This window comes from Mesorhizobium sp. BR1-1-6, from assembly GCF_020165355.1.
Taxonomy (GTDB): Bacteria; Pseudomonadota; Alphaproteobacteria; order Rhizobiales; family Rhizobiaceae; genus Mesorhizobium.
Window position 1 is genome coordinate 601,009 of record NZ_JAIUHZ010000001.1, and the last position, 17,192, is coordinate 618,200.

The 17,192-nt window shown below is 64.7% G+C and carries 14 protein-coding genes and 1 tRNA gene; 8 read left to right on the forward strand and 7 right to left on the reverse strand.

The window, feature by feature from the left end:
• Positions 1-12: 12 nt before the first annotated feature.
• Positions 13-1,311, reverse strand: coding sequence for an aspartate aminotransferase family protein (locus LB545_RS02960; RefSeq protein WP_224618152.1), 1,299 nt, complete (start codon positions 1,309-1,311; stop codon positions 13-15).
• Between the two features lie 86 nt (positions 1,312-1,397).
• Positions 1,398-2,945, reverse strand: a complete 1,548-nt coding sequence (locus LB545_RS02965) for an aldehyde dehydrogenase family protein (protein ID WP_224704393.1) — start codon at positions 2,943-2,945, stop codon at positions 1,398-1,400.
• 292 nt (positions 2,946-3,237) lie between these two features.
• Between LB545_RS02965 and LB545_RS02970 the strand changes: the two genes are divergently transcribed.
• The gene (locus LB545_RS02970; RefSeq protein ID WP_224704395.1) at positions 3,238-4,080 is read left to right on the forward strand and encodes an IclR family transcriptional regulator; all 843 of its coding nucleotides are present in this window, start codon (positions 3,238-3,240) and stop codon (positions 4,078-4,080) included.
• A gap of 197 nt (positions 4,081-4,277) precedes the next feature.
• Here the strand turns inward: LB545_RS02970 and LB545_RS02975 are convergent, their stop codons facing one another.
• Positions 4,278-5,039: an IclR family transcriptional regulator C-terminal domain-containing protein gene (locus LB545_RS02975; protein ID WP_224704397.1), complete on the reverse strand. Its 762-nt coding sequence runs from the start codon at positions 5,037-5,039 to the stop codon at positions 4,278-4,280.
• 123 nt (positions 5,040-5,162) lie between these two features.
• On the opposite strand from LB545_RS02975, the gene LB545_RS02980 reads away from it, so the two are divergent.
• From LB545_RS02980 to pcaF, 3 genes are read left to right on the forward strand one after another with little or no spacing between them, the layout of a single operon-like run.
• Entirely contained in the window at positions 5,163-5,885 is a 723-nt protein-coding gene (locus tag LB545_RS02980) for a 3-oxoacid CoA-transferase subunit A (RefSeq protein ID WP_140559188.1), read from the forward strand.
• Positions 5,882-6,553: a 3-oxoacid CoA-transferase subunit B gene (locus tag LB545_RS02985; RefSeq protein ID WP_140559187.1), complete on the forward strand. Its 672-nt coding sequence runs from the start codon at positions 5,882-5,884 to the stop codon at positions 6,551-6,553. The genes LB545_RS02980 and LB545_RS02985 overlap by 4 nt, the downstream gene beginning before the upstream one ends.
• Positions 6,554-7,762, forward strand: a complete 1,209-nt coding sequence (gene pcaF, locus LB545_RS02990) for a 3-oxoadipyl-CoA thiolase (RefSeq protein ID WP_140559186.1) — start codon at positions 6,554-6,556, stop codon at positions 7,760-7,762.
• A 244-nt stretch (positions 7,763-8,006) separates the two neighbouring features.
• Here pcaF and LB545_RS02995 read toward each other — a convergent pair.
• Positions 8,007-8,081, reverse strand: a tRNA-Gly gene (locus LB545_RS02995).
• Between the two features lie 217 nt (positions 8,082-8,298).
• Here LB545_RS02995 and LB545_RS03000 point away from each other — a divergent pair.
• The 4 genes from LB545_RS03000 (at position 8,299) to LB545_RS03015 (ending at position 10,970) form a co-directional block, all read left to right on the forward strand.
• A complete protein-coding gene (locus LB545_RS03000; RefSeq protein WP_140524511.1) occupies positions 8,299-8,796 on the forward strand; it encodes a prolyl-tRNA synthetase associated domain-containing protein in 498 nt (165 codons plus the stop codon).
• Between the two features lie 78 nt (positions 8,797-8,874).
• Entirely contained in the window at positions 8,875-9,867 is a 993-nt protein-coding gene (trxA, locus tag LB545_RS03005; RefSeq protein WP_140559185.1) for a thioredoxin, read from the forward strand.
• A gap of 163 nt (positions 9,868-10,030) precedes the next feature.
• On the forward strand, positions 10,031-10,702 hold the full coding sequence (locus LB545_RS03010) for an LON peptidase substrate-binding domain-containing protein (RefSeq protein ID WP_140514078.1): 672 nt from the start codon (positions 10,031-10,033) through the stop codon (positions 10,700-10,702).
• Between the two features lie 19 nt (positions 10,703-10,721).
• Positions 10,722-10,970: a Trm112 family protein gene (locus LB545_RS03015; protein ID WP_140514079.1), complete on the forward strand. Its 249-nt coding sequence runs from the start codon at positions 10,722-10,724 to the stop codon at positions 10,968-10,970.
• A 377-nt stretch (positions 10,971-11,347) separates the two neighbouring features.
• Here LB545_RS03015 and LB545_RS03020 read toward each other — a convergent pair whose 3' ends face one another.
• Genes LB545_RS03020 through LB545_RS03030 form a run of 3 tightly spaced genes read right to left on the reverse strand, consistent with a single transcriptional unit; the run spans position 11,348 to position 17,173 of the window.
• Positions 11,348-14,704: an error-prone DNA polymerase gene (locus tag LB545_RS03020; RefSeq protein ID WP_140559184.1), complete on the reverse strand. Its 3,357-nt coding sequence runs from the start codon at positions 14,702-14,704 to the stop codon at positions 11,348-11,350.
• Positions 14,701-16,176: a DUF6504 family protein gene (locus LB545_RS03025; protein WP_140491985.1), complete on the reverse strand. Its 1,476-nt coding sequence runs from the start codon at positions 16,174-16,176 to the stop codon at positions 14,701-14,703. Before LB545_RS03025 ends, LB545_RS03020 begins: the two co-directional genes overlap by 4 nt.
• Positions 16,118-17,173, reverse strand: coding sequence for an ImuA family protein (locus tag LB545_RS03030; RefSeq protein ID WP_140514081.1), 1,056 nt, complete (start codon positions 17,171-17,173; stop codon positions 16,118-16,120). Before LB545_RS03030 ends, LB545_RS03025 begins: the two co-directional genes overlap by 59 nt.
• Positions 17,174-17,192 lie beyond the last annotated feature (19 nt).

The window sequence follows — 17,192 nt, forward strand, 5'->3', positions numbered from 1 at the left end:
GGACGCGCTACGTCATTGCTTCGCCGCGATTGCCGCGAGGGCGCCGTCGATTGCGGAAAGGATTTCGCGTGCGTCTTCCTCGGTCATCGAGGTGGAAAGCGCGAAGAGTCCGTAACTCGCCGAAAGCACGCCGCGGTCGAGCAGACCCTTGTGGAACAGGTCGAGCTTCGTGCGTTCGGACGCACCCGGATAGACCGACCGATAGTCCGTGATCGGCAACGCCGTGAAATGGACTTTGAAGAGCGAGCCGAGACCGACGCACTGCCCGTTGAGGCCGTGGCGAGCAAGCGAGGCCGTGATGCCGTCGCGAAGCAGGCTGCCGATAGCGTCCAGATGCGCGAAGCTGGCCGGGGTCAACGCGCGCATCGCCGCCAGACCGGCTCGCATCGTCACCGGGTTCGCGGTGAAGGTGCCGCCATGCGGCAATGCAGGCTTGCCTCGCGTTGGATCGAACACCGCCATCACGTCGGCGCGGCCGCCGACGGCGCCGACCGGGAACCCTCCGCCGATGATCTTGCCGAGAGCCGTCAGATCGGGCGTGATGCTCCACAGGCCCTGCGCCCCCGAATAGCCAAGGCGGAGCGAGATCACCTCGTCGAAGATCACCAGCGAGCCGGCGGCATGAGCGATCTCGACCATCGCGTCGAGATAATCCTTCCGCGCGGGAATAAGTCCGGCGCGGTTCGGCATCGGGTCGATCAGAACACCCGCTATCGAGTCTCCATGCGCGTCGAAGACGGCACGCAGCGCCTCCGTATCGTTGAACGGCACCGCGATGACGTCGTCGAGAACTCCCTTCGGCGTGCCTTTCGCGTATGCCGTCGAGGCAGGCATGTCGCCCCAGTTGGCGGGCGAGCTGTCCAGGCTGACTTCCGCGAAGTCGTAGGAGCCATGGTAGGCACCTTCGATCTTGACGATCTTCGGCCGCTCAGTGAACGCCCGAGCCGCCTTGATCGCCATCATGACGCCTTCCGTGCCGGAGTTGGCGAAGCGAACCTGCTCGACCGACGGGAGGCGCTCCACCAGCAGTTCAGCAAGATCAAGTTCGCTCTCGGTGGGCGCTCCGAAAGCCGATCCCCGGGGCATCTGGTCCACCACCGCCGCCGTGACGGCGGGATGGCCGTAGCCATGGATCATGGCCGTGAAATTGTTGATGCAGTCGTAGTAGACGTTTCCATCGACGTCCCAGACGCGGCAGCCCTCGCCGCGCTGGGCATAGATCGGAAACGGGTCGATGAAGACCGTTGTCCGGGTGTTGCCTCCCGGCATGACCTTGCGGGCCCGTTCGAACATCTCGCGGGATTTCGACATTGAATCTGGATAGTGGCGCATAATCTTGTAAACCGATGAAGGAGACAGCCTTGGATGGCCGCGGCGAAGAGCGCGACCTCTTTCGATCACCTGGTCATGATCGTGTGGCTCTGCTCGCGCAGGTACTGTGGCAGGAACCACGAGCCGAGACCGCCCTTGCCGCTGACCCCGGTGCCCTTCCAGCCGCAGAATGGCTGCGCGCCTGGCCATGCACCCGTCGTCGCGCCGCTCGCACGGTTGGCGTAGAGAACCCCTGCTTCGGCGGTGTCGAGGAAGTGACGCAACTCTTCCTGGTCGTTGGTAAACATGCCGGCGGATAGTCCGTAGGCGATGTCGTTGCCCTCTTCGATCGCGGCATCGAGACTATCGAAACCGCGGACGACCACGAAAGGCATGAAGAGTTCGTCGCGGGTCAGCCGGCCCGGACCATCAAGTTCGACGACCGTCGGCAGGACGTAGTTGTCCGCAAAGCCCTGGCCCAGGGCGGCGCCCCCAAAATGCACCTTGCCTTTGCCCTCGACTTCCGACAGTGCGGCCTGGAAAAGGGCGACTGTGGCGTCGCCATAGACAGGGCCCATAAAGGTCTCGGCCTTGCGAGGATCTCCGACCACCAGCTTTGCGGCGAATGCTACCAGCTTCTCGATGAATTCCGCCTTGACCTTCTCGTCGACATACACGACCGAGCATGCGGAGCACTTCTGGCCTTGCAGGCCAAAAGCGGAGCGCGCCACTCCCTGCGCCGCACGGTCGAGATCGGCCTTGCTGGTCACGTAGGCAGGGTTCTTGCCACCCATTTCGGCGATGACGGGCTTCATGTGGGGCAGCGTTGCCATATGACGGAAGATGCTCATGCCGGTCTTATGGGAGCCCGTGAATGCAACGCCGTCGATGCCGTTGTCGGTGGCAAGAAGGCGCCCCACCTCTCCATCGCCAAGCACGATGTTGAAAACACCTTCGGGCAATCCCGCCTTGCGAAGCGTTTCGGCAATCAGCAGTCCGGTCAGCGCGCAACCCGGCGACGGCTTGTAGACCACCGCATTGCCTGTCAACAGCGCACCCGAGACCATGCCGATCGACAAGGCGAGCGGAAAGTTGAAAGGAGCGATGACCGCGAAGACGCCATAGGGCTTCATGACGCTGGTAGCGGTCTCGTTTTCGACCAACATGTTCATCGGCCGGACGAACCCGTTGTTCGCCTTCATCTCCGATGCGTAGTACTCGACCATGTCGAGGCATTCCTCGGCTTCGCCGACTGCCTCGAGGCGGGACTTTCCGATCTCGTATAGCGCCGCCAAACCAAGGTCATACTTCCGCTCCGCCAGCGCCTCTCGCCAGCGGGCGCCGAATGCAAGGCGATCGTCCAGCGTCGAACGGTTCCAGGCCTTCGCGCCGGCTCGGGCAGCCTGGATCGCCGACTTGACGTCTGACGGGGTTGAAGCCGGGAACTTGCCGAGAGAGATCTTCTTGTCGATCGGGCTCAGGATCTCTTTCCGAGCGCCAGTCGCAAACGGCGTCGACCACTCGCGACCCAGTGTGTTCTTCTCGAAATCCGGGATCATTGCGTCGAGGTGAGCGTGAACCGGGGAAAAATCCACTCCGATGTTCGAGTAGGTCACACGCGGGAGTTCAGCCATTTCAAGTTCCTCCGAAAATCGGTATTTAGTCCGATAATCAGGATTTGGCTTGCGAGTCAATCGAGGGGACCATAAAATGGGGATAATACCGAATTTCGGAATTTGCGAGGACATTTCCGGATTCGGGTACTAACGGAGCCCGATTGATCGAGGGCGTGCGGCCGTTCGGCTATTCTACGGAGACCCCGGGCTCAAGGCGCGGCGGAATAACAAGGGACCGACCTTGCCCCTCATGTCTGTTTTGAACGATAACCTTCTTGCAGTTGCAATTGTCAGATCGGCGTAGGTGCCCTTGAATACGAAGTCGAAGAAGCCGGGCGCCAAGGACAGCCCCCTCGAGCGCTACATCTCGATCATGGAGACGGTCGCGCCGTTCGAGCATGGCCTGACGGCGATCGAACTCGAAACGACGCTTGGACTGCCCAAAACCACGATCAACAGGCTGCTGCACGCCTTGATCGAAAGCGGGATGATCACCGCCGAGAGCGTTCGCAATCGGACATACCGTCTCGGCGATCGCCTGTTGCAGCTGCTACAGATGTCTCCGGATAGCGGCTGGCTGACGACGCTCGCGCAGCGACCGCTTCAGGATTTGGCCGACCGCACCGGCCAGTCGGCGTTCCTGTCGAAGTTCGACGGTATCGAAGTGCGCTCGGTCACCTGCGTCGCGCCCGACACTCCGGTCCGGACCTATGTCATGCCGGGCATGGCCATGCCTGTAAATGCGACCGCTTCGGCCAAGGCGATCCTTGCGTTTCATCCGCAGGAGACCGTGAAGAGGATCCTGGCGACGGAGCTGCGCAGCTATACCGATCGGACGAAAACGAAGATCGCGGAGTTGACCAGGGAATTGGCCGAGGTTCGGGAGCAGGGTTACGCCATGGACCTGGCCGAGCATGTTCCGGGCCTTGGCTCGATCGCATTTCCGATAAGGCCGACGAGCGGTGAGGTGATATACGCGGTGGGACTTACGGGACCCTACGGTCAGATCATAGAGCAAAACTTCAAGCAGCATTGCGCAGCGCTCGCGGAGGCCGCCCAGCGCATGGCGAAGCTGGCGCAGATGCACGCCTACAACGGATCGGCTATGGCCGCAAAGAATGCCGCAGCGGATCAGCGACAGGGCGGTGCGTGAGCGGCCGGTCACTTGCGCGAAGAAACGTCGCGCTTTGAACCGAGAATGTAGTTTCGCGATCTCCGTCTCGACGGCGGCGAATGTCCGGCTCCCACCCTCCGATCCGCGACCTTGATCTTCCATCGACAAGCTCATGGGTGGGAACATGCTCTCCTATCTCGAGCGACTTGGACGCTAATTCCCTCCATGGCAGCGCCCTAACGCAGCACTGCCCGCAGTTCAGCTTGGAGTGCACGCAACGGCTTCAGGTAGAGCGCAACGAGATTGCCGACACCCACTTGTGTCGCCGCAACGCCAACGTTCACGGCTGCGATCACCGTCCCGCGCACGGTCATCAACGGCACGGCGATCGAGCGCAATCCGAGCTCGACCTCCTGATCGATCAACGCGAACCCTTGCGTCCGCACCCGCCCCAACTCCGCAAGGATGGTGTCGGGGTCAGTCAAGGTGTGAGCAGTCCGCGCCGGCAGGGCATGGGAAGATAGAAGATGTGCAGCGCGTTCCGGAGGCATGGCTGCCAGGAGCACGCGCCCCATGGAAGTGCAGTATGCCGGAAGCCGCGAGCCGGGCATCAGCGCGATCGACATCACCTTTCGCTGCGCCGCGCGCGCGACGTAAACGACGTCGGTGCCGTCCAGAATCGAGACGGACGAGCTTTCGCCGAGCCGCTCCGAAAGGTCATCCAGCAAAGGCTGCACCAGATGCGGCAGCGGCATGGTTGCCAGACAGGCTGTCCCGAGCCTCAACACGCGCGGAGTGAGCGTGAAGAACTTTCCGTCGTAGTCGGCGTAGCCGAGATGGGAAAGCGTAAGGAGACAGCGTCTGGCTGTCGCCCTGTCGAGACCGGACGCATTCGCGACGTCCGTGATCGACTGCCGTGGCCGTTCCACCGTGAACGTCTCTATGACGGACAACCCCTTGGCCAAGCCACCCATCGTGTCTCGTTCGGAAATGGGCATCCATTCACCTTGTGCGATATGTCAACAAACGAATGATATCGCACAAGCCGGCTTGCCGAAAGATCTCGTCTGCCGATACGTGTGGCGGCGAAATCCATCTTGGTGCCGGGAAAGGCAGGTTACGTGGACAAGACAATCGCGAGCCTCGCGGAAGCAGTGGCAGTCGTCCAAGACGGCATGACCGTCATGATCGGCGGCTTCGGCGGCGCAGGTGCTCCGATAGAGCTGATCCACGCCCTGATTGACCATTTTCGCGCTACCGGCGCCCCGAAAAACCTTACGATCGTCAACAACAATGCAGGGAACGGACGGATCGGCATTGCCGCCATGATCGACAATGGCATGGTCGCCAAGATGATCTGCTCGTTCCCGCGCTCGTCCGATCCGCGGGCATTCACCGAGCGGTACCTCGCCGGGAAAATCGCGCTCGAACTGGTTCCACAGGGGACCCTGGCCGAACGAATCCGCGCCGGTGGCGCGGGCATCCCGGCTTTCTACACGCCGACGAGCTACGGGACCGACCTCGCGGCCGGCAAGCCTGTGGCCGAGTTCGAGGGGCGCCACTATGTGCAGGAACGTTGGCTGAAGGCGGATGTGGCCCTCATCAAGGCGGAACTTGCCGACCCTCATGGTAACCTCACCTACAGGAAGGCGGCACGCAACTTCTCGCCGCTGATGGCGATGGCCGCACGCACGACCGTCGTTCAGGCGCGCCGGATCGTCCAGCCCGGTGCGATTGATCCTGAGCTGGTCGTGACGCCCGGGATCTTCGTGGACCAGGTGATCGAGGTCTCGAACCCGATGCAGGAAGAGACGCTTATCCGCCAAGGGGTCGCATACGCATGACAGTCAAGCTGACCAACGCGCAGATTGCATGGCGCGCCGCGCAGGACATTGAGGACGGCGCTTATGTGAACCTCGGCATAGGCTTTCCCGAGATGGTGGCGAGCTTTCAGCCGCATGGGCGCCGGGCGATCTTCCACACCGAAAACGGCATCCTCAATTTTGGCGAAGCCCCGGCGGCAGGCGACGAGGACTGGGATCTGATCAATGCGGGCAAGAAGGCGGTCACGCTCAATCCGGGCGCTTCGTTCTTCCACCATGCCGACAGCTTCGCGATGGTGCGTGGCGAACATCTCGACGTTGCCATTCTCGGCGCCTACGAGGTGGCCGAGACCGGTGACCTTGCGAACTGGAGCACAGGACCCAAGGGCATACCAGCGGTCGGTGGTGCCATGGATCTGGTGCACGGAGCAAAACGCGTGGCCGTCATCACCGATCACGTCACCAAGGACGGTCGTCCGAAACTGGTGAAAGCCTGCAGCCTTCCCCTGACCGGCGTGCGCTGCGTGACGAGGGTCTACACGAGCCTTGCGGTCATAGACATCATCGATTGTCGTTTCGTGCTGCGCGAGAAGCTGCTTGCGATGAGCTTCGATGAATTGCAGGCGCTGACCGGCGCAGAGCTTAAGGTCGATGGCGAAATCAAATCCTTGGCGGCACCGGAGCTCTGAATGACCGAGGCCTTCATCTGCGACTACATCCGCACCCCGATCGGCAGGTTTGGCGGTTCGCTGTCCTCGGTCCGGGCCGACGATCTCGGCGCGGTGCCGCTGCGAGCGCTGCGGCACCGCAATCCAGGCCTGGACTGGTCCGCGGTGGATGAGATCATCTTTGGCTGCGCCAACCAGGCAGGCGAGGACAACCGCAATGTCGCGCGCATGTCATCGCTGTTGGCTGGACTGCCGATCGAAGTCCCCGGCAGCACCGTCAACCGCCTGTGCGGTTCTGGAATGGACGCCGTGGGCATCGCTGCACGGGCCATCAAGGCCGGCGAAGCCGACCTGATCATCGCCGGTGGCGTCGAATCCATGAGCCGCGCGCCGTTCGTGCTTCCGAAGGCGGGCGAGGCGTTCTCGCGCAACGCCGAGATTTACGACACCACGATCGGTTGGCGCTTCGTCAATCCATTGATGAAGAAGCAGTACGGCGTCGATTCGATGCCGGAGACGGGTGAAAACGTTGCGGAAGCCTTCAAGGTCAGCCGCGCCGATCAGGATAGCTTCGCCGCACGCAGCCAGGCCAGGACCGCCGCCGCTCAGGAAAATGGCCGGCTGGCGCTGGAGATCACGCCGGTGACTGTGCCCCAGCGCAAAGGCGATGCGATCATGGTCGATCGCGACGAACATCCACGCGCCGGAACGACAACCGAGTCGCTCGCCAAGCTTCCAGCGCCGTTCAAAAAGGAAGGCGGCACCGTCACCGCGGGCAACGCTTCTGGCGTGAACGACGGAGCGGCAGCGCTGATCATCGCGTCCGAAGCTTCCGTGAAGGCATTCGGGCTCACACCGATCGCCCGGATTCTGGGCGTCGCGACGGCCGGGGTTGCCCCACGGATCATGGGGATCGGCCCGGCTCCGGCGACACGCAAGCTTGGCGCGCGCCTCGGCATCGCGCCTTCGGACTTCGACATCATCGAGCTGAATGAAGCATTTGCCTCCCAAAGCATCGCCGTGCTCCGCGAACTCGGTATCCCCGAGGACGCGGAGCATGTGAACCCGAACGGCGGAGCGATCGCGCTCGGGCACCCGCTTGGGATGTCGGGCATTCGCATCACCGGCACTGCCGCGCTTGAGTTGCGGTCCCGAAAAGCACGACTGGCCCTGGCCACGATGTGCATCGGTGTCGGACAGGGTATCGCGATCGCTCTGGCCAGTGCGTAGCGGAGATGGTGCGACAGTCCGAGTCAGGCGGATTGCATCGATCCGCAGCAAAGCAATCACGGGTATGGATCGGTTGACGTTTGTCAGCTTGTCGATTCGCTAACAGACCAGAGCTATGGCGAGCCGACAAAGATCGTGCCCTGGCTCGCCAAGTCGTGGGAGATATCTATGACCTACGGGCAAAAAAGAAGCGCCGCACTAGGCGGCGCTTTTCTCTTAATTGCTTAATTCCCCAAGAGGAAACTGGAGCGGGTGAAGCGATTCGAACGCTCGACCCCAACCTTGGCAAGGTTGTGCTCTACCCCTGAGCTACACCCGCTCGCGCGGCTTTGGGCCGCAAGCCGGGCCTATATGGCTGAAGAGCGCGGCGATTGCAACAGGGAAATCGCAGGCTTTTTTCAATGCGCCGGACGAGGCCGGCAAGGCCGCCGGCGGCAGCCGGAAGGATTCAGCGCCGCGTCGCGCGGTGGTCTTGTCTCGACCATGTCATTGGCCGTAAACGGCATGGCTGGAAACCAGCCGAAGACGAGAACCCCATGCCCAGGACCGAAGCCGAGCTCTTTGCCTTTCTTGCCGAACTCGGCATCGCCGTTTCGACGAAACGCCATCCGCCGCTCTATACGGTCGCCGATTCGCAGGCGCTGCGCGGCGAAATCGCCGGCGGCCACACCAAGAACCTGTTCCTGAAGGACAAGAAGGACGCCTTCTTCCTGGTCACGGTCGGCGAGGACGCTGTCGTCGACCTGAAGCAGATCCATCATGTGATCGGCGCCGCCGGCCGCGTTTCCTTCGGCAAGCCGGAGATGCTGATGGAGCTTCTGGGCGTCGCCCCGGGCGCAGTCACGGTGTTTGGCCTGATCAACGACACGCAGCACAGGGTCAGGGTCGTGCTCGACGAGGCGCTGATGCGGCATGCGGTGATCAACGCGCATCCGCTGACCAATGAGGCGACGACGTCGATCGCATCGGGCGACCTCGTCAGATTCGTCGAGGCAACCGGGCACGATGCTGCTATCTTGAAAGTCTCGGCATGATCGCCACATGGATGGCGAAACCGGTTTCCAACCAAGGACAGTGCGCCGATCCGCTGGCGCCACCGAAAGGGCGACGACATGAGTGACAACAATCCGTTTGGCGGCTCCTTTGGCAACAGCGGCGGCCAGTATGCCACGACGGTGCAGTATGGCGGCGGCGCGGAACCGCAGAAACCTGCGGCCGGCGCCGCCCCCGCCGGCGACGTCATCAAGGATACGACCACCGCGGCCTTTGCCGCCGACGTCATCCAGGAATCGCGCCGCCAGCCGGTGCTGGTGGATTTCTGGGCGCCGTGGTGCGGGCCGTGCAAGCAGCTGACGCCGCAACTGGAAAAGGCGGTCCGCGCCGCCGGCGGCAAGGTCAAGCTGGTCAAGATGAACATCGACGACCATCCCTCGATCGCCGGCCAGCTCGGCATCCAGTCCATTCCCGCGGTCATCGCCTTCAAGGACGGCCAGCCGGTCGACGGCTTCATGGGCGCCATCCCCGAGAGCCAGATCGCCCAGTTCATCGACAAGGTCGGCGGCAAGGGCAATGGTGCGGCTGATGTAACCGAGGCGCTGGCGGCGGCGGCCGAGGCGCGCGCGGCCGGCGACGTGCAGACGGCGGCCGACATCTATGACGCGGTGCTCGAGCAGGCGCCGGAGACGATCGAGGCGATAGCGGGGCTAGGCGAATTGCTGTTCGAGGCCGGTGATACCGAAGGCGCCGAGGCGATGCTGGCGCGGGCGCCGGAGGCCAAGGCCGATGCGCCGCCGCTGGCCGCGCTGCGCGCCAGGATGACCTTGGCCGCGCAAGCGTCCGAACTCGGCAACCCGGCGGAGTTCGAGCGCCGGCTGGCTGAGAATCCCGGCGACCACCAGGCCCGCTTCGATCTGGCCATGGTCCAGAACGCCAGGGGCGAGCGCGATGCGGCCGCCGACAATCTCCTGGCCATCATCAAGGCTGACCGCGGCTGGAACGAGGACGGCGCCAAGGCACAATTGCTGCGCTTCTTCGAGGCCTGGGGCATGACGGACGAGGCGACGCTTGCCGCGCGGCGCAAATTGTCGTCGCTGCTGTTTTCCTGAGCCGGCGCGGCCGAATGGTCGCGCGGGGCTTGCACCCGGCGCCGGCCGCGCCAGATAGGACGAATCCGGCCCGCCTTTCCCTCGGGAAGCCAACAACCCCGGGCAGCGACAGGCGGATCGCGGCATGGAGGCGCTTCCCGGGCGAAGCGATCGGAGGAACGAGGTGCAAGCGGGAAACGCTCACTACCGGCTCGCCAGGGATCTGCCGTCGACCATCCCGGTCTTTCCGCTCGAGGGCGCGCTTCTGCTGCCGGGCGGCCGCATGCCGCTCAACATCTTCGAGCCGCGCTACCTGCAGATGGTCGACGAGGCGATCGCCGGCTCCCGGCTGATCGGCGTCATCCAGCCCAGCCTCGACGGCGCCTTGCGCGACGATGGCGAGCCGGAACTCTGCAATGTCGGCTGCGCCGGCCGCATCATAGCGCTTTCCGAGACCGGCGACGGCCGCTACCTGATTTCGCTGCAGGGCGTGTGCCGGTTCCGTGTCACCCATGAGCTGACGGTCAAGACGCCGTTCCGCCAGGGCAAGATCGCCCCCTTTCTCGCCGATCTCGACGACGACCAGGCGGCCGCCGAGGTCGACCGGCCGGCGCTGCTGCGGGCGTTCCGCTCCTATCTTCAGGCCAACGACCTGGAGGCCGACTGGGAAAGCGTCAGCCGGGCCGAAAACGCCATGCTGGTCAACGCGCTGTCGATGATGGCGCCCTATGGGCCGGCCGAGAAGCAGGCGCTGCTCGAAGCGGCCGATCTCAAGACCCGCGCCGAAACGCTGATCGCCATCACCGAAATGGCGCTGGCGCGCGAGAACGAGGATTTTGGCTCGAGCCTGCAGTAGGATGTTGAGAGAGGACACGATGGCGGCGGATGGGCGTGACGGAAAGAGAGCGAATGTCGACCCCAGGATGCTGGAGCTGCTGGCTTGCCCGCTGACCAAGGGGCCGCTGGCCTGGGATCCCGAGCGCGGCGAACTGATCTCGCGGGTCGCCAAGCTCGCCTATCCCGTGCGCGACGGCATCCCGATCATGCTGCCTTCGGAGGCACGGAGCATCTCGGCGGAAGACGTGCTGCCGCCGCGGCTGGGCGGGCCGGCCGGCTCGACGTGAAAATTATCGGTCGGCATTCTACGGCGCCCCCCTCTGCCCTGCCGGGCATCTCCCCCTCAAGGGGGGAGATCGAATGTCACCTCCGCCTTCGCCAATCTCCATTGTTGCAGGAATTGGCGGAGCGTTGAAACTGCCAATCTCCCCCTTGAGGGGGCGAGGAGTGGTCCATGAAGTGGACGCAAAGCCAATTGCTTGGCTTTGCGAACGAAGAGCGCCCGAAGCGACAGCGAAGGGCCGGGTCCGGCAGGCGAGAGGGGGGCTCGCCCGCCAGCGTCAAGTTTCGCACCGCTGCGGTGCGGAGACGTCGCGGCATGAATCCTCGCGCCGCGTCGCTTCGCTCCTTGCTCCGCCGGTGGATGACGAAGGCATTGATGTGTCTACTGAAAATTGCGGCCCCTGGGCATGACGCTTTCCGCTTCTTCCGACAGTGTTGCCAAATCCTGCCCGGCCGGTGGGTTCCGCATCGCGGGCCGGCCGGGACGATCCGGATCCTCCCTCGAGGCATGCCCCTGAGAACCGGCCCCCGGCAAACTGGCCTGGTCGACCTTCTCCAGCAACACCGTCAGCCAGGGCGTCAAATCCTCGATCTTCTCGGCGACGATGTGGACGACATCCGATTCCGACTGCAATTTGCCGGTGACCTTGACGAAGCGCGCGCCCATGACGATGGGACGGAAGCGGTCGAAGGTCCGCTGCCAGAAAATGACGTTGGCAACGGCCTCGTCATCCTCCAGCGTCAGGAAGACCGCATTGCCCTTGCCGGGGCGCTGCCGCACCAGAACGAGCCCGGCGACCGAGACGCGCCGTCCGTCCCGCACCGAGCACAGCCTGGCATTGGGCGTCACGCCGGCCCGGTCGAGCCGTTCGCGCAGGAAGGCGACCGGGTGCGCCTTCAAGGACAGGCCGAGCGAGCGGTAATCGTGGATGACATGCTCGCCGAGCGGCATTTTCGGCAGCTTCGTCTCCGGCTCCAGCTCGCGTAGCCGCAGCGCCGGCTGGTCGAAAAGCGGCAGCTTTTCGGCGGCACTCTTGCCGTCGAGGGCGCGCACCGCCCAAAGTGCGGCGCGGCGGTCCAGGCCGAGCGAGCGGAAGGCATCGGCCTGCGCCAGTCTTTCGATCTCGGCGACATCGAGGCCGGAGCGCAGCCAGACATCCCGGACGGATATGTAGCCTGAACCGCGTCGCTCGACGAAGGCGTCCATGCGCTCCTTGGAAAGTCCCTTGATCTGCCTGAAGCCGAGCCGCACTGCGTGCTGCGTCGCGATGACGCCGCGCATGTCGGCATGGCGCGGCAGGATGTGGGCCGGGTCGAAAGTCGCCTGTTCCAGCGTGCAGTCCCAGACGGAGAAATTGACGTCGACCTCGCGGATGTCGACGCCATGATCGCGTGCATCACGAACAAGCTGGGCCGGCTGGTAAAACCCCATGGGCTGTGAATTCAGGATCGCGGCGCAGAACACGTCGGGATAGAAGGTCTTGAACCAGCAGGAGGCATAGACCAGCAGCGCGAAGGAGGCGGCATGGCTTTCGGGAAAGCCGTATTCGCCAAAACCCTCGATCTGCTTGAAACAGCGTTCGGCGAAATCCCGGGTGTAGCCCTTGCCGACCATGCCGTCGATCATGCGCCGGCGGTAATTGCCGATCGTGCCGGTGCGCTTGAAGGTGGCCATGGCGCGGCGCAACTCGTCGGCCTCGCCAGGCTTGAAGCCACCGGCCACGATGGCGATGTTCATCGCCTGTTCCTGGAACAGAGGAACGCCCAGCGTCTTGTGGAGGATCGCCTCCAGCTCCGGTTTCTGATACTCGGGCTGCTCCTTGCCTTGCCGGCGGCGCAGATAGGGGTGGACCATGTCGCCCTGGATCGGGCCGGGCCGCACGATCGCCACCTCGATGACAAGGTCATAGAATTCTTTTGGCTTGAGACGCGGCAGCATCGACATCTGCGCGCGCGATTCGATCTGGAAGACGCCGATCGTGTCGGCGCGACCGATCATCTTATAGACCGGCTTCGCCTCTTCCGGCAGGGTGGCAAGGACATAGGGCTGCCCGTAAGGGTCTCGCGCCTGCGGATAATGGTCCGTCAGCAGAGTGAAGGCGCGTTTGAGACAAGTCAGCATGCCGAGCGCCAGCACGTCGACCTTGAGGATCTTGACCGCGTCGAGATCGTCCTTGTCCCATTCGACCATCTTGCGTTCCTCCATCGCCGTCTTGACGATGGGCACGATCTCGTCGAGCCGGTCCCTGGTGATGACGAAGCCGCCGACATGCTGGGAGAGGTGACGGGGAAAGCCCATGATCTCGTTGGCACGCTCCATCACGTGCCGCGATATGGGGTCGGCGCGATCGAGGCCGCCGGCCCGGGCTTCCTTCTCGCCGAGCTCCGAGGTCGACCAGCCCCAGATCGAGCCGGAGAGCGATGCCCTGACATCCTCGGACAGGCCCATCGCCTTCGACACTTCGCGCAGCGCCGAGCGGCCGCGATAGCTGATGACGGCGGCGGCCAGCGCGGTGCGCTTGGAACTGTATTTCTCGTAGATATATTGGATGACCGTCTCGCGCTTCTCATGCTCGAAATCGACGTCGATGTCGGGCGGTTCGTTCCTCTCCTCGGAAATGAAGCGTTCGAACAGCGTGTCGATTCGCTCCGGCCCGACCTCGGTGATGCCGAGGCAGAAGCAGACGACCGAATTGGCGGCCGAACCGCGCCCCTGGCAGAGAATATCCTGGCTGCGGGCGAATTTGACGATGTCGTGGACGGTCAGGAAATAACGGGCATAGTTCAGGCGCTCAATAAGGGCGAGCTCTTCCTCGATGCGCCTCGTCACCGATTGCGGCACGCCCGAGGGATAGCGCCTGGCCGCCCCCTCCCGCGCCAACCTTTCCAGCTCCGCCTGCGGGCCGAGCCCTGATTGCGTCGGCTCGTCGGGGTAATTGTACTGAAGGTCGCTGAGCGAGAAAGTCAGCTCCTGCGCGAAGCGCAGCGTTTCGGCCAGTGCCTCCGGGTGCCTGCGGAACAGGCGCGCCATCTCCAGCGGCGGTTTCAGATGGCGCTCGGCATTCGCCGTGAGTTCCAGCCCGACCTCCGAAACGGGAATGTTGAGACGGATCGCGGTCAGCACGTCCTGCAGCGGGCGGCGTTCGGCCGTGTGGTAGAGGACGTCGTTGGTCGCCATCAAGGGCAGGCCGGCCAGCTCCGCCATCGCCGCCGCCTGCTCGATCCTGAAGCGGTCGTTTCCCGCGTAGTCGGGCGAGACACCGAGCCGCAGGGCCCCGCCGAAACGGTCCTTGAGCTGGCGAAGCAGGGCAAGGCTGTCTTGCGCGCCTGTCGCCAGAGCGGGCAGGACCGCCAGCGACATCAGTTCGCCCCATTCGAGAAGGTCGTCGCGCCGCAGAAGGGTCGCGCCCTTTTCGTTCTCCTCGCGCAGATTGGCTTGCGTGAGCATGCGGCACAGATGTCCCCAGCCCTTGCGGTTCCGCGGATAGGCGAGAATATCAGGCGTGCCGTCGCAAAAAACCAGCCGGCTGCCGGGGTGGTAGGCAAGCGTCTCGACCTTGGCCTGCTGCCAGGCGCGCACCACGCCCGCCACCGTGTTGCGGTCGGCGAGCCCGATCGCGGAGAACCCCATGAGCTTGGCCGCGACCACCAGCTCCTCCGGCTTGGAGGCGCCGCGCAGGAACGAGAAATTCGACTGGATGCCGAATTCCGCATAGGGAATGGCGGTCAGCGCGTTCATGCGAAGACCCCGTGCAGGAACCAGCGCGGCGGGATTTCAGAGCCGCCATAGAGACCTTGCCGGTAGAGCCAGTAGCGGCGGCCGTCGGCATCCTCGATGCGGAAATAGTCGCGTGTCGACGCCGCTTCGTCGCTCGAAAATTCACGCCACCATTCCGGCGCGATGCGTTCAGGGCCTTCGGCGCGGGCGACCCTGTAGAGCGCACGCCGCCAGCGGAAATTCAGCGGCGGTCCCTCGGGCATTTCGGTGGCCGGCACCTCAATCGGCTCGGGCGAGCGGAAAAGCCGGATCGGCCGCTCCGGCGGGAAGATGGTCATCGGCGCCTGCATCCTGTCCGGTTTCTTCGGCGGCGTGATGCGGCGCGGGGTTTCCGTGAAGGGGATGGTGGCGACGGCACGCTCGGGCAGATGGCTTTCCACGACGACCGGCTTGAGAACCGCGCCCTCGCCGAGCCGGGCGCGGATGCGGTCGGCGAACAGCGCGATATCGGCGCCGTCGTCGGTCGTTTTGCCTGTCAGGTCGGCCTGCGGCATGTCGAAGGCCGCCGCCGCCAGCACCGAAAGCCGCACCAGGTCGAAGCCATAGCCGGCATCGATATGCTGCTCGAGGGCGGCCAGCCGCTCATGGAACAATTTCTGGATCAGCCGGGGTTCGCGCATCGGTCGCGACGTGCCGAGCGCGATGCGGCTGACGGCGCCGTCGACGCGGAACAAGAGCAGCGCCAGGCTTCTCGCGCCTTCGCCGCGCCGCTCGAGGTCGATCTTCAGGGTCGTCGCCAGCATGCCCACCAGCCGTTCTATGTCCTCTGTCAGCGTGACGGGCTCGGCCAAATGGCGTTCGACCGAAAGCGGCGCGACGGGCAGGCGCGGCGACACCGCCTCGTCGAGACGGCCGAGCGCCTGGTCGAGGCGCAAGAGCAGGGAGGCACCGAAGCGGCGGGCGAGCGGCGCGCGCGGCGCGGCCATCACCGCGCCCGCCGTGCGCAGGCCAACACTTTCCAGGCTGGCGCGGGTTTCCGGCGCGATGCGTAGCGCCGCCAGCGGCAAGGGCGCCAGGAGCGCTTCCTCCTCGCCGCCGGCAACGATGCGGTCGCCGCAGAACCGCGCCGCCGCCCAGGCGGCGCCGGGTGTCGCGGCAAGGCCGGCACGGACGTCGAAGCCCTGATGGAAGAAGCGCGACAGGATCTCGTCCAGCATGGCGCGTTCGCCGCCGAAAAGATGGGTGCAGCCGGTGACGTCGAGGAACAGGCCGTCGGTCCCGTCGAGCGCCACCAGCGGGGTATAGCGGTCGCACCAGTCCGCAAGGCCTTCGAGCAGGCGCCGGTCGGCTTCGGCATCGGCCTCCATTATGTCGATCGACGGATGCATGGCGCGCGCATCGGCGATGCCCATGCCGGGCTTCAGATGCAGCGCCTCAGCCCGCTCGTCGAGGGCTAAGATGCGCTGCGCGTTGCTGTCGCGATGGCTGATCACCAGCGGCCGGTGATCCGATGGCCGGGAACGCCAGGACCGCCCCAGGCGCTGCCGCAGGATCCGTTCGGCCGCGAGATAGGGAAACCACAGGGACAGGATTCTTTGCTCGTTCTTCCCCAATCCGTCTTTCATCGAATATGCGTTCATCGGGGTTCCACTCCAATATGAATTGTCCTGGCAGGGCCGTGCGGCTCTTGCCGATGCTGATGGTGAAGGCGGGGCGGCCGATCGAGCCGGCAAGCGGCCCGGCGACCGTGTCGCGCGGCCCTGCCGGCGCCGGCGAGACGATGAGGCGGACGGGCGCCGCCGTCGGTTCGGGTTCGGCCGCCTGCCGCAGCAGGAAGACCGGCCGGCCGGCGCTCTGCGCGCGGGCGTGCAGCCGGCGCGTCGCGGTCAGGTCCAGCCGCTGCGGATTGCCGCGGACTTCAAGGATGACGGCGGCGAGCGCCGTCATGCGGGCCGCCTCCTCGGCGACCCACAGCGCATCGGCGAGCCTTGGCGCCTCGGAAAACAGCAATTGCTCCGGCTCGATGCCGAAGGCGGCGTGAAGGCCCCGGGCATAGGGAAAGCCCGCCTCGCGAAAAACCTCCTGGGTGCCGATCCACAGCACCGGCAATCGCGGCCCTTGCTTGAGGATCAGGCTGGGCTTGAGGATCAGGCTGGCGAGCGACAGGGCGAAGCCGGCGACCGCTCCGGCATCGCGGGTCTCGACGCCATGGATTTCGCTCAAGGCCGCTTTCGGCAGGCCGCCGCCCAAATCGCCGCCCCAATCGCCACCGAGGGCGGCATCGAGCCGGCCGATGCCGGTGCGCAGGAAAGCATCCGGCCTGGCTACGGCGATGCCGCGCCGGACCACGGTGCGGTCCGCGGCGGCCATGCCGGCGTCGGAAACCGCGCCGGCCGGCGCCTGCAGGCGCTCGGGCAGCGTTCCCTCGATCTTCGCGATCTGGCGGCGCAGGGCAAAAACAGTCTCCCGCGCCACGGCGCTCATCGCCATGACGGTCAGTGTCCACTCA

Bases quoted from the DNA above. Each gene is read 5' to 3' on its own strand.
- LB545_RS02960 (WP_224618152.1), bottom strand. From the start codon at position 1,311: ATGTCGAAATCCCGCGAGATGTTCGAACGGGCCCGCAAGGTCATGCCG.
- LB545_RS02965 (WP_224704393.1), bottom strand. From the start codon at position 2,945: ATGGCTGAACTCCCGCGTGTGACCTACTCGAACATCGGAGTGGATTTT.
- LB545_RS02975 (WP_224704397.1), bottom strand. From the start codon at position 5,039: ATGCCCATTTCCGAACGAGACACGATGGGTGGCTTGGCCAAGGGGTTG.
- LB545_RS02985 (WP_140559187.1), top strand. From the start codon at position 5,882: ATGACAGTCAAGCTGACCAACGCGCAGATTGCATGGCGCGCCGCGCAG.
- pcaF (WP_140559186.1), top strand. From the start codon at position 6,554: ATGACCGAGGCCTTCATCTGCGACTACATCCGCACCCCGATCGGCAGG.
- LB545_RS03000 (WP_140524511.1), top strand. From the start codon at position 8,299: ATGCCCAGGACCGAAGCCGAGCTCTTTGCCTTTCTTGCCGAACTCGGC.
- trxA (WP_140559185.1), top strand. From the start codon at position 8,875: ATGAGTGACAACAATCCGTTTGGCGGCTCCTTTGGCAACAGCGGCGGC.
- LB545_RS03015 (WP_140514079.1), top strand. From the start codon at position 10,722: ATGGCGGCGGATGGGCGTGACGGAAAGAGAGCGAATGTCGACCCCAGG.
- LB545_RS03020 (WP_140559184.1), bottom strand. From the start codon at position 14,704: ATGAACGCGCTGACCGCCATTCCCTATGCGGAATTCGGCATCCAGTCG.
- LB545_RS03030 (WP_140514081.1), bottom strand. From the start codon at position 17,173: ATGGCGATGAGCGCCGTGGCGCGGGAGACTGTTTTTGCCCTGCGCCGC.